This window comes from Tsuneonella deserti, from assembly GCF_014644315.1.
Taxonomy (GTDB): Bacteria; Pseudomonadota; Alphaproteobacteria; order Sphingomonadales; family Sphingomonadaceae; genus Tsuneonella; species Tsuneonella deserti.
Genome location: NZ_BMKL01000001.1, coordinates 925,693 through 937,625 on the forward strand (window position 1 = coordinate 925,693; position 11,933 = coordinate 937,625).

Sequence of the window (11,933 nt, forward strand, 5' to 3'; positions counted from 1 at the left end):
CCATCAATTAGAGGGTGGTGAGGCGTAGGAACCTCCTGAGCTGTCGGCCGGTCGCGACTTCGTGGCCGGGTGGCCGCCGCGCATGTCCAGGGCTCGCCTAAAGGCGGTGGCGCCTGGGCGACAGCGCAGGTTCCTAACACCCGGCTCACCGCCGGCGCCTCCTTTGAGCATGGAGGCGCGCTATGAAGCCGAAGGGCAATGCCGGATACGGCAAGATGATCGCCGACGCGGTGCTGGCGTCCATCGATGAGCCACCTTTGCCCGCAAAGCACCTATCCTGGCCCGCCACTTGGTTTGAGCCTGGGCGAGCTCGCGATCGAGCACGTAGATGGCTCTCTATGTGGCTAAAGGGTGACCTAAGAGACATTCCAACAGAACAGGCTGCTAGATATCTTGAGGAGATGGCCGAAGACCTTCGGGCCTTCGGAGCGGACAAAGCGGTTGATCGCTTCGTAGACAAGATCCTTCCTCCCCTAATCCGCAACGGGGGCCCTGAAGACCTTGCCAGATGAGACTTACGACGCCGAGCTTCGGCAGTGGGCCTTCGACGTGCAGGCGGGTCTAATCATTGGCGTCGGCCGCGTCTTCAGTGACCGCAAGGGGCGATGGCCGGACGGCTACGCGATCGCCACCTCCAAAGTAATCGGCGGCACCCACCGGGAAGGCTCCATCATCACGACTTTGAATAGCCGCTACCTCCTTTCTGGCCCTGCCGGAGATCTTGCAGAGTGGCAGCAACTGTCCGAGCATCAGGCTGCCAATGCCTTGAGGCGCCGGATCGTAGCTCAGGACGAAACGCTGTTCGATCTGCTTCAGGCGGCTTGGGGCATGGACGATGCCACCTTCGAAGCGGTTGCGAACCTTCCAGCCCAATGGTTGTGGCAGTGGCGTAATCACTATCGTGCCGTCACAGACGCTGAACTAGCGCGCGTTCGACGGCTCATGAGCTTTCATGACGCCATCAAACTAGTGACGTTTGGAGAGCCAGACTACGCGAAGTGGTGGCGCCATCCACGGCGCGGATTCGGCTTCAGCGAACCAATGTCTCCTCTGGATATCATCAAGGCCGGAGGCGATGCCGCCATGGACGAATTAGAGACGCTTTTTAGATCGCAGGCGGGATGGTGAGAAAAGAAGCGTAAGGGAGCTTGCGACTTTGAACTCCGGAGCCTCATCACATCGAGTACGCCGCGTGAGAGCTTAGCGGCCGCTTAGCGCCCATTCATGACGTTCTGCACGCCACGCTACGAGCCCAAAGCGGAAATTCACCGTTTAACATTCATATCTCTTGCTCTTGTTCGTTCGAACGAATATTAGGGGCAGATGGACCATGCTCGCGTTCATCTAATTTCCACGGCGCTCCCGATCTTCGGCAAGAAAGGGTTTGAAGGCGCGTCGACGCGTGAGCTGGCGAAGGCGGCTGGCCGCCCCATGTCCGCGATCACCTACCATTTCAGCGGCAAGGAAGGGCTCTACCTCGCCTGCGCCGAGCATATCCGCGACACGCTTGGCGGCTTTATTGCAGCGGCGGTGGACCAGCAGCATCGCGCAGGCACGCCAACTCCGGAGCAGGCAAAGCAGCAGTTGGCCGAGCTCTTTCGCATCATCACCGCCGCCATGTTGGGCGAAACAGCCGACATCGCCCGCTTCATGCTTCGAGAGCAGCAGGAGCCAACGCAAGCCTTCGACATCATCTACACCGGCATCATGGGCCGGGTCCTCGGCCGCATGGTCGAACTCCTCAAAATCGTAGCGGACGAGCGGCTTACCGAGGTCGAGGTGCGGCTCCGGGTGATTTCCTTGATGGGCCAGGTGCTGGTGTTCCGGATGGCCCACGCCGCGCTGCTTCGCCTGACCGGGTGGGAGAACATGGGCGCCGTCGAGCGCGACCTCATCGACCGTGCGGTGCAGGACAATCTGCGCTGCATTCTCGACGGCTTAAGCTGAAGGGGCATCAATGAATCGCCGTACCATTATCTTGTTTATCCTCGGCGCCGGGCTGCTCATCGCCGCTCTGGCGACGAGTGGCTTTGGCTTGCTCAAGAAGGAGGAACAGGGCCTGACACTCTACGGAAACGTCGACGTGCGGCAGGTCGAGCTTGGCTTCCGGGTTGGTGGGCGAATTGCCGAGATGCCGTTCGAGGAAGGCGCCCGTGTGCGGGCTGGAGCCGTGTTGGCTCGGCTCGACCGGCGGACGTTCGATGATGCGGTGGCGGATGCCTCGGCTCAGGTCGCGCAGGCGGAGGCTGAGCTCGCCCGCCAGCGCAACGGGAACCGCTCGCAGGACATCGCCCGGGCCCGCGCCAACGTATCCGAGCAGCGTGCCTTGGCCGAGAAGGCCCGCATCGATCTCGCCCGCCGCGAGTCCCTTTTTCCGAGCGGCGCGGTCAGCCAGGCGGTCGTGAACGCCTCACGTGGCGAGTATCGGGCAGCGCTCGCCCGGGTGCAGGCGGCGGAGCAGGCGCTCTCCTTGCAGAATGCTGGCTCTCGACCCGAAGACATCCGGGCCGCGTCAGCGCAACGCGAAGCCGCGACGGCGCGCCTCAATCGCGCCCGCACCGACATCGCCGATACCGAGCTGCGTGCGCCCTCCGCTGGTACATTGCTGACCCGCGCGCAGGAACCCGGCGCGATCGTGCAGGGCGGGCAGACCGTCATGACGCTCACCATCGATCGGCCGATGCGTATCCGTGCCTATGTCGCCGAGGAGGACCTGTCGCGGATTGCCCCGGGCACTAGGGCTCAGGTGACCGCTGACGGCAATCCGAGCACTTATCGCGGCACCATCTCCTTCATCTCTCCAACCGCCGAGTTCACGCCCAAGTCGGTGCAGACTGAGAGCCTTCGCGCCGACCTCGTCTACCGCGTTCGCATCCTGATCGAGAATCCGGACGGGCGGCTGCGGCAGGGCCAGCCGGTGACCGTCAGCATCCCGTCCGCCATGCCGCGCAAGGACTGAGGGGTGGCCACAGTCGCCGAAGCCCGCAGAGTCACCAAACGCTTCGACCCGGCGCTGCCCCCGGCGCTGGATGCGGTCGATCTCGTCATCCCTGAGGGCGGCATGACCGGGCTGGTGGGTCCGGACGGGTCCGGCAAGACCACGCTGATCCGCATCCTTGGCGGCCTGATCGATCCGGATGCGGGCGAGGCGCTCGTGTTGGGAGGTCCGGCCAATGACGCCGATCGGTCTCGCATCGGCTACATGCCGCAGCGCTTCGGACTGTATGAGGACCTGAGCGTCCTCGAGAATCTCCAACTCTATGCCGAACTGCGCGGGCTCCCGGCGGTGGAGCGGGGGGAAACCTTCGGCCGCCTCCTCGAGTTCACCCGACTAAACCCATTTCAGTCGCGGCTGGCGGGCAAACTGTCGGGCGGCATGAAGCAGAAGCTCGGCCTTGCCTGCGCGCTCATCCGCCAGCCCAAGCTGCTGCTGCTCGACGAGCCTGGCGTCGGCGTCGACCCGGTCTCCCGACGCGAGCTGTGGGAGATGGTGCGAACGTTGGCAGGAGAGGGAGTCGGGATCCTTTGGTCGACCGCCTACCTCGATGAGGCGGAAAAGTGCGACCGCGTGTTCCTGCTGAGCGAAGGAAAGCTGCTGAAATCGGGCACCCCACAGGACTTCCATGCGCAGGTCGAAGGTCGGACGGTGCGGGTTAGCAGCAAGGGGCCGGCGCGCGAGTTGCTGCCTCGTGCTCTGGCGCAGTCAGAGGTGATGGACGGGTCAGTACAGGGTACGGGTGTGCGCTTGCTCCTCGCTCCTGGCGGGCACGTCGACCAGGCTGAACTGGGCGGGGTTGAGGTAGAGCCTACGCCGCCCCGGTTCGAGGACGCTTTCATTGATCTCCTCGGCGGCGCGGCAGATGGTGGCAGCGCGCTGGCCGAGACCTTTCGCACGATCGAACCCGATGGGACCTGCGCGATCGAAGCGCATGGCCTCACCAAGAGATTCGGCGACTTCACCGCCGCGCGCGACATCAGCTTTACCGTCGCGCCGGGCGAAATCTTCGGGTTGCTCGGCCCCAATGGTGCCGGTAAGTCGACCACCTTCAAGATGCTCTGCGGCCTGCTCACCCCAACTGACGGCGATGGTGCGGTTGCGGGTAACGACCTGCGCAAGGCGCGGGCAGAGGCGCGCCAGTCGCTCGGCTACATGGCGCAGAAATTCTCGCTCTACGGCGACCTCAGCGTCGCCCAGAACCTCGACTTTTTCTCGGGCATCTACGGCCTCTCGGGAGTGGTGCGGAAGCGAGCCATCGAGCGCGTGACCGAAATCTTCCATCTCGGGCGCTATCTCAAGGACAATGCTGGCCCCATGCCACTCGGGTTCAAGCAACGCCTGGCATTGGCCTGCGCCGTGATGCACGAACCGCCCGTCCTGTTTCTCGACGAGCCGACCAGCGGCGTCGACCCGCTCGTACGCCGCGAGTTCTGGGGTCACATCAATGGCCTCGTCGGCAAGGGCGTGGCGGTGCTGGTCACCACCCACTTCATGGATGAAGCAGAATATTGCGACCGGGTCGGCCTCATCTACCGTGCCGAGCAGATCGCCAGCGGCACGCCGGACGAGCTCAAGGCCGACGCGGGCGCTGAAACGATGGAGGAAGCGTTTATCGCCCTCATCGAGCGCGCCGATCGTGACATGGATGAAGCGGCATGAACGGGCGCCGGCTGTTCGCCATGATGCGCAAGGAATGGCTGCAGGTCATCCGCGACCCGTCATCGCTGCTGATCGCGGTTGTGCTGCCAGTCCTGCTCATCTTCCTTTTTGGCTACGGCGTCAGCTTGGATACCGCGAAGACGCGTATCGGCATGTCTTTGCAGGACACTGGCGAGGCGGCCCAGTCGCTCGCCGGCGCCTTCCAGGCGTCACCTTACTTTGAAGTCGCGGAGATTGGTCCTGTGGATCGCCTCGGGAATGCGTTGGTCGCGGGGCGCATTCGCGGGATCATCGTCATTCCCCAGGATTTCAGCCAGGACGCGGCGCGCGCCGGCGGAACCATCCAGGTGATCGCCGATGGCGGCCAGCCTAATACGGCCAGCTTCGTCGCAGCCTATGCCAGCGGCGTGCAGGCCAACTGGGCCGAAGCGCGGTCCACCGAACGCGGCAGGGAAGCCGCAGCTCCGATTACCGTCGAGCAGCGCTTCTGGTTCAATCCCGAGCTTGCCAGCCGCTTCTTCCTGGTGCCAGGCGCGATCGCGGTGGTGATGACCATGATCGGCTCGCTGCTGACCGGCCTGGTGGTCGCACGCGAATGGGAGCGCGGCACCATGGAAGCCATTCTCTCAACCCCCGTCACCATGGCCGAGCTGATCGTCACCAAGGTGCTGCCCTACTTCCTGCTTGGGCTGGTTTCCATGACGGTCTGCACCCTGTTGGCCGTGTTTGTCTTTGGCGTGCCCTTTCGCGGGTCACCGCTCGCGCTGCTAGTGATCGCCTCCTGCTTCCTCATCCCCGCGCTCGGCCAAGGGCTGTTCATCTCCGCAGCGACCAAGAACCAATTTGTCGCCTCGCAGATCACTCTGCTGACCGCCTTCCTCCCAGCCATGATGCTGTCGGGTTTTCTGTTCGAGATCGCCTCCATGCCCGCTTGGGTACAGTGGCTCACCACGATCATTCCCGCCCGTTATCTGATTCCATCCCTGCAGACGGTGTTCATTGCCGGCGACGACTGGGGCATGTTCGCGCGCAATTGCCTCGTGCTGCTCGGCTTCGGGTCGATCTTCTTCCTGCTGACCGCGCGTGTCACGAAGCGGAAGGTCGCCTGATGCGGCTCGTCTCCACCCGCCTCGCGGCGATGATCGTAAAGGAGCTGTGGGCCGTGCTGCGCGACCCACGTGGGCGAATCATCCTGTTCGTGCCGCCGCTCCTGCAGCTGATCCTATTCAGCGCAGCGGCGACGCTGGAGGTCAAAAACGTCGATATCGGCGTGCTCAACCGCGACACGGGTGCGGCCTCGACCGAATTCGTCAATCAGCTGGCCGGCAGTCCGAACGTGCGGCGCATCGTCGCCCTGCAATCGTCCGAGCAGCTCCGCGAGGCGATCAACCGCCAGCAGGTCATCGGCGCCATCGTATTAGGCGAGAGCTTCAGCCGGGATGTAGCGGCCGGCAGACCAGCTACCGTCCAAGCGATCTTCGATGGGCGCCGCTCCAACGCCTCGCAGATTTTGTCCGGCTATATCGGCCAGATTGCCGCTAGCACCGGGGTCGCGCTAAAGCCCGCTGCTGCCCGGCCTTCGGGCGGGGTGATCGCAGTCAACTGGTTCAATCCGAACCTTGACTATTTGTGGTTCATCATGCCGGCGCTGGTGGTGCAGATCGGCGCCATTTCTGCTCTTTCGGTCAGCTCGCAATCGGTCGCGCGCGAGCGTGAGCTCGGTAGCTTCGAGCAGCTGATGGTTTCGCCCTTGCACACCTGGGAGATCCTCGCCGGCAAACTGGTTCCACCTTTTGCAGCTGGGCTAATCAACGGTACGCTTTATCTGCTCGTTATCCCGTTGTTTTTCGGTGTGCCGTTCACCGGTTCTGTGCTGCTGTTCTATCTTGCCCTGATCGCAGGCCTTTACTCAGTTGTCGGTATCGGCCTGGCGGTGTCTGCCATCTCCAAGACCCAGCAGCAGGCGTTCCTAGGCCAATTCGCCGTCACTCCGCCACTGATCCTGCTATCCGGCTTTGCCAGCCCGGTCGATAACATGCCCCGCTGGCTGCAGTGGATCGCCGAAGCCAATCCATTGAAGCATTTCAACGTCGCAATGGAGGGCCTGTTTCTTAAGGCCATGCCTTTGGGCACGCTGCTCCAGACCATCTTTCCCCTGCTCATCATCGGAACCGTGATGCTGGCCGTGGCCGTCTACGAGTTCCGCGCCCGCATGGAGTAGACCGATGCGCCGCTTTTTTATTCTTCTGCTGACTACTGCTGCCCTCACCGGCTGCACGACGGTCGGACCCGACTATAAAAGGCCCGAACTGGCGGGCGTTTCCGGAAGGTGGATCACCCCGCTGCCACCCGGCGAAGTCGATCAGCGCTGGTGGCAGCGGCTTGACGATCCCCAACTCAATGATCTGATGGATGCGGCGCTCGCCACCAATCTCGATATCCGGGAGACGCAGGCCCGCCTCCGGGAAGCACGCGCTAACCGTGACGCGGCAGTTGGGCGATCGCTGCCGGAAGTCCGGGCAATGGGCTCGGCCACCGAGCAACGGGTCAGCGAGAATGGTCAGCTGCCCGTCGGCAACATCCCGGGCTTCGATCCACGCTACAGCCTCTATGACGTTGGCTTCGATGCGTCATGGGAGCTCGACTTCTGGGGCGCCAACCGCCGCTCGGTAGAAGCGGCTGGCGCGCGGGCCGAGCAGGCGTCTGCGCGCGTGGACGACGTCCGGCTGCAGGTCATTGCCGAGGTCGTTCGCAGCTATGCCGATCTGCGCACGGCCCAGCAGCGCGAGCAGCTGCTGCGCGATACGGCAGTGGCGCGAGCCGAAACGGCGCGACTTTACGGCTTGCGGTTTCGTGCCGGAGAGTCGTCCCGCCTCGAAGCGGAGCAGGCGCAGCAGCGTGCCGACGCTGCCGCTGCGGCTGTGCAGGAACCGCGCACCGCTACGGCCGCCGCGATCTACCGGCTAGGCCTGCTCACCGGAAGGGCACCCGAGGCGTGGTTTCCCGCACTCAGCGGCTCAAAGCCGCTGCCGGCCACTCCGGAGATCGTCGCTGCCGGCGTGCGCTCCGAACTCCTCCAACGCCGTCCCGATATCCGCGCGGCCGAAGCCGAACTCGCCGCCGCGACCGCCGATATCGGGGTGGCCACGGCCGACCTCTACCCCCGCTTCTCGTTGCTGGGCAGTATTGGCCGGCAGGCCCGCACGCCCGGCGATCTGCTGGAAAGCGCAAGCACCCGTTTCAGCATCGGCCCGAGCTTCAGCTGGCCAATCTTTTCCTTCGGCCGCGTTCGCGCCCAAATCCGCGCAGCCGATGCGAGCGCCGACGCTGCTATGGCGCGCTACGAGAAAGCCGTTCTAGGCGCACTTGCAAGCAGCGAGTCTGCGGCCAATCGCTACGCCAATGCCCTGCTTACCTTGCGCGACCGGGCAGCGGCGGTGGGTAGGGCGCAGGCCGTCGCTGACTTGGCGGAGCTGCGCTTCCGCCGGGGCGAAGACGACCGCATCCAGGCGCTCGAGGCGCGGGCCGCGCTACTGGCCGAGCAACTGCAGCTAGAGGCGGTCCGAGCCGAGGTAGTCGGGAGCTTCGTTGCATTGCACAAGGAACTTGGCGGAGGGCTCACGCAATCGTCCGGCTTAGGCGAATTGCCAAGTAGTCATAGGTCCGGTCTTACTGAATGAAGACCATCTGCGGACTGGCTGCTTTCGGCAAGATCCGGCCGATCGGAGTGGCAGCGCAGTGAGCTGAACAATGGCAAAGTCGTGGCGGGTTTCAATCAGAGCGGAAACGACTGCGTGAGGTCGGCCAGTAAGAGGCCGGCTTGGTGCTCCGGGTGCCATTGGTTATGCAGGGACTTAACAGGGAGGACACATGAGCGACCATGAGAAGAAGACCTGGACGCCGCAGACGCGACCAGGAAAGCCCCGTGAGCGTGAGCCTTACGCTGACCCGCCGAAGCCTAAGCAGCCCGACGATAAGAAGTAAGGCGCGCAATGCTGCTGGTCCTGCAGATCGCAGGGGGCATCGTGCTAGCCTGGTACGTCATCACCCATTGGAATAAGCTCACCAAGGCGCTTGGAGCGCTCGCTAGCTTCGCACTTGGTGGCATGGTGGTTGCAGGTGGCTTGTGGGCCCTCGCCTACGCTGCGCAGAGATTGTGGAGCAATCTCGACAGCATTGGCTATTGTGCGTTTGTGACGTTCATGTTCGCGCTTGGCATCGCGGGCTTGGTAGGCATGGGCGTGCTGCTCAATGGCCTGTTTCCGGGCACCTTCAAGTTCGCTGACGAAAAGGACGAGAAGAAGCGCGGCGATGGCATCTTTGCCGTGGTGATCTTCGCCTTCTTCATCCACCTCATGCTGCTGGTCACTCTGGTGGGATACGTGTTCCCAGGCATTGACGGATGGAGCCGCGCTAACGGCTACAAGGACACCGGCATCATGTTCGCGGGGTTGCTGGTCTGCCAGTATGTTTGGTGGCCCGCTATCAAGCTTGTTGATAGGCGAGCGTTACGAGCATCCGATTAGACACTGGCTCTTCGTTGTCAGGTGGCAGTATTGGACTGCAAGCCCGCCTTAATTGCAGGCGGCTCGCTGCTTTGATGCTCGCACAACGTCTTCCCAACGTTGATCCGGGACGAAATGACTCCCCATTCGGCGCGCGAGCCGTTCCGCTGCCTCACTGACTTTCTGGTCATAGGGCTTCGCTTCAGCTCTGCTTTCCTGCGCCACGTGGTTCCCCTTTCACACCGAGCGAACGAACGTTACGTTGAATATGTGCCGGTCGTCACGCGAAAAAATGGGGGAGAGAGCTACGTGAGCGACGAGCCGAGAGCACTGACACATCCAGAGCTGATTGTCGGCATAGCTGGACCCATCGGTATCGATATCAACGCCATCTGCGAAGAGCTCGAAAGAGCGTTCGATGACGTCGGCTACCGAACCCTCACGGTCAGGGTAACCGAGGAGATGATGAAATACCCGGCTCAGGGCGTCGTTGCCGAAGGCCCAGATCACTTCAACACCATGATGTTCAAGATGGATTACGCCAACAAGCTCTGCGAAGAGACAAGCGATTCAGCGCGTCTTATGCGCATTGCGGTTCAATCAATCGGGCTGCTTAGGGAACGTGAGCTCGGCGCTGCACAAGTCGGAGGTTCAGATGAAGCTGTTGCTCTCCCGGCGACGGCGTTCGTGATCCGGCAACTTAAGCGACCTGCTGAAGTTGCTTTGCTGCGCCGGATCTATGGAAAGCAATTCATCCTTGTTTCCGCATATGGGGGCGAGGAAGCACGCCGCGACAGCCTACGCGAGAAAATCCGCGATAGTCTCCCCTTATCGACGTTGGATGAGGATATCACATTCAAGGTAGCTAAGATCATCTCGCGTGACCTTGACGAAGGCACCGAAGACCATGGCCAGCATCTGCGAGATACCTTTCACCTCGCAGACGTCTTTGTCGACGGTATCAATCGGGGACCGATGCGGAGCGGGATTGAGCGGTTCGTTCAAGCATTCTTCGGCCGGGTGGATATCGGACCGACCAAAGCGGAATACGGGATGTATGCAGCTAAAGCCGCCTCCCTCAGGTCAGTGGATTTGTCCCGGCAAGTCGGGGCGGCGGCCTTCACCGAAGAAGGTGAAATGATTACCCAGGGTTGTAACGAAGTCCCAAAGGCGTTCGGTGGAACATACTGGGATTGTGAAGAGCCGGACTTCCGTGATGTTCAACTTGGAGCCGACCCCAACGACCAGTTGAAAAAGGAGGTTATGAGGGACCTCCTCGAGCGGCTCGCTAGAGCTAAGCTGCTTGTCGAGGGTGATCCAGAAACAGCATCCTCAGATGAATTTGTTGAGACTCTACTCGGCCGCGGGGATGAGGATAAAGATAAGCCATACTTCGGATGCTTATCTCAGTCTCAAATTAACGACCTTACAGAGTATGGTAGGGTGGTACATGCTGAGATGCTGGCTGTCTGCGATGCCGCGCGATTAGGTAAGTCTCTGCGGGGCGCTCTTTTATACGTTACGACATTCCCTTGTCACAATTGCACCAAACACATTCTGGCTGCTGGTATTAAGCGCGTGGTCTTCATGGAGCCTTATCCCAAAAGCCGGGCGAAACAGTTGCACAAGAACGAGATCGAGATCGAAAAGAAGAGTGAAACTCGCGTGAGCTTCATGCCCTTTCTAGGGATCTCCCCTTAGCGTTACAGGGACATCTTCGAGAAGCGCTCTAGGAAGGAGCGAGGTCGGGCCAAGCGCTGGTACAGGAACGAACCTCGACCGATGCTGGAGGTCTCAGCGCCAGCTTACCTCGATGTCGAGGCTTTGGAGGTGAGCAAGCTGGGCGGGACCATACAGCACCGTCTACCTCTCAAATAGCTGCTCTAGGGGCAAGGGCCACCAAGGTGATTCTGCATTGCGATTAGAAGGTCGCGAAAAAGCCGACATGATGCTTGCAATACGCAAAAAATAGCGTACAAAATCCTCATACAGGAGGAAAACTGTGCCAGATATCCGTCGTATTATCCTCGACGCCTTGCCGAAGGACTTGCTCCTAGATCTGGAGGATCGCCTGCGTGCGGAAGCTCTTCGCGCCTATGAAGTTGTGAAGCGCGAGCTGCCAGTCAATGCGAAACGCGCCCGAGAGGCCGAGGGCCAGATCCGCTTTCGACTTCAAGAGCAGGGATACGAAGAGGTTGTCACTCTGCATGGTGGCCAGCTCATTGTGGACGGCGTGATGATCGGTACCGATCTCAAGATCTTCCAGCCATTCGCGAGGTTTCCAGGCCGGGGGACAGGTGTTGTCCTTGGCTTTGCTGCAATGCCAGAGCCACGGAAAGTGCCGGTCAAGAACCAGTCGCGCGCTGCCGGTGTCAGTCTGAACCTAGCGCTCCAGCCCACAATGTTTGACGACCCTAACAGCGTGCAACCGACCGATATTTTTGCGCTCTTCCTCACTGCGCGAGATCGGCAGCGGGCTGGTCGGATCGAGGAAATCGCAATCGGAGTGATTGGGGCGGAATACAGAGACTTCATCTTCTACGAGTCGCTCGAAGTATTTTTGAGCGGCTACGCTTCCGATGAAGGCGCAGACGAAGTCTCGAGGGAACCGTTGGAGCAGGTTGCTACTGTGAGGCTTAAGGCTTCTCGGCAAATGTTCGTCCCTCCGGAGATAACCCCGGAGAAGAAGCCGGGCGAGGGTGCGTCCGAGTAGATTGAGGGAACAAGAATAGGAAAGTGAGCTCCGCATCTTCCGAGGTGCGGAGCCATCG

The 11,933-nt window shown here is 61.5% G+C and carries 10 protein-coding genes; all 10 read left to right on the forward strand.

All coding sequences use genetic code 11. The features are described 5' to 3' along the window. The first annotated feature begins 501 nt into the window (after window positions 1-501). The 10 genes from IEW58_RS04335 to IEW58_RS04380 all read left to right on the forward strand — a co-directional run bounded on the left by IEW58_RS04335 (window position 502) and on the right by IEW58_RS04380 (window position 11,875). Complete coding sequence (locus IEW58_RS04335; RefSeq protein ID WP_188644002.1) at window positions 502-1,128, forward strand: hypothetical protein; 627 nt, start codon at window positions 502-504, stop codon at window positions 1,126-1,128. Window positions 1,129-1,323: 195 nt separating this feature from the next. Continuing rightward, window positions 1,324-1,947, forward strand: coding sequence for a CerR family C-terminal domain-containing protein (locus IEW58_RS04340; RefSeq protein WP_188644003.1), 624 nt, complete (start codon window positions 1,324-1,326; stop codon window positions 1,945-1,947). Between the two features lie 10 nt (window positions 1,948-1,957). Next, the gene (locus IEW58_RS04345) at window positions 1,958-2,959 is read left to right on the forward strand and encodes an HlyD family secretion protein (RefSeq protein ID WP_188644004.1); all 1,002 of its coding nucleotides are present in this window, start codon (window positions 1,958-1,960) and stop codon (window positions 2,957-2,959) included. A gap of 3 nt (window positions 2,960-2,962) precedes the next feature. After that, a complete protein-coding gene (locus IEW58_RS04350; protein WP_373284708.1) occupies window positions 2,963-4,657 on the forward strand; it encodes an ATP-binding cassette domain-containing protein in 1,695 nt (564 codons plus the stop codon). Window positions 4,658-4,677: 20 nt separating this feature from the next. Next, window positions 4,678-5,766, forward strand: coding sequence for an ABC transporter permease (locus IEW58_RS04355; RefSeq protein WP_229658428.1), 1,089 nt, complete (start codon window positions 4,678-4,680; stop codon window positions 5,764-5,766). Next, complete coding sequence (locus IEW58_RS04360) at window positions 5,766-6,878, forward strand: ABC transporter permease (RefSeq protein ID WP_188644006.1); 1,113 nt, start codon at window positions 5,766-5,768, stop codon at window positions 6,876-6,878. The genes IEW58_RS04355 and IEW58_RS04360 overlap by 1 nt, the downstream gene beginning before the upstream one ends. 4 nt (window positions 6,879-6,882) lie before the next feature. After that, window positions 6,883-8,337, forward strand: a complete 1,455-nt coding sequence (locus IEW58_RS04365; protein ID WP_188644007.1) for an efflux transporter outer membrane subunit — start codon at window positions 6,883-6,885, stop codon at window positions 8,335-8,337. Window positions 8,338-8,649: 312 nt separating this feature from the next. After that, window positions 8,650-9,183, forward strand: a complete 534-nt coding sequence (locus IEW58_RS04370; protein WP_188644008.1) for a hypothetical protein — start codon at window positions 8,650-8,652, stop codon at window positions 9,181-9,183. Window positions 9,184-9,282: 99 nt separating this feature from the next. Further along, a complete protein-coding gene (locus tag IEW58_RS04375; RefSeq protein ID WP_188644009.1) occupies window positions 9,283-10,863 on the forward strand; it encodes an anti-phage dCTP deaminase in 1,581 nt (526 codons plus the stop codon). Between the two features lie 301 nt (window positions 10,864-11,164). Further along, window positions 11,165-11,875: a hypothetical protein gene (locus tag IEW58_RS04380; protein ID WP_188644010.1), complete on the forward strand. Its 711-nt coding sequence runs from the start codon at window positions 11,165-11,167 to the stop codon at window positions 11,873-11,875. Window positions 11,876-11,933 lie beyond the last annotated feature (58 nt).

Coding starts and splice junctions, on each gene's coding strand:
- IEW58_RS04345 (WP_188644004.1), top strand. CDS start 1,958: ATGAATCGCCGTACCATTATCTTGTTTATCCTCGGCGCCGGGCTGCTC.
- IEW58_RS04355 (WP_229658428.1), top strand. CDS start 4,678: ATGATGCGCAAGGAATGGCTGCAGGTCATCCGCGACCCGTCATCGCTG.
- IEW58_RS04340 (WP_188644003.1), top strand. CDS start 1,324: ATGGACCATGCTCGCGTTCATCTAATTTCCACGGCGCTCCCGATCTTC.
- IEW58_RS04370 (WP_188644008.1), top strand. CDS start 8,650: ATGCTGCTGGTCCTGCAGATCGCAGGGGGCATCGTGCTAGCCTGGTAC.
- IEW58_RS04360 (WP_188644006.1), top strand. CDS start 5,766: ATGCGGCTCGTCTCCACCCGCCTCGCGGCGATGATCGTAAAGGAGCTG.
- IEW58_RS04365 (WP_188644007.1), top strand. CDS start 6,883: ATGCGCCGCTTTTTTATTCTTCTGCTGACTACTGCTGCCCTCACCGGC.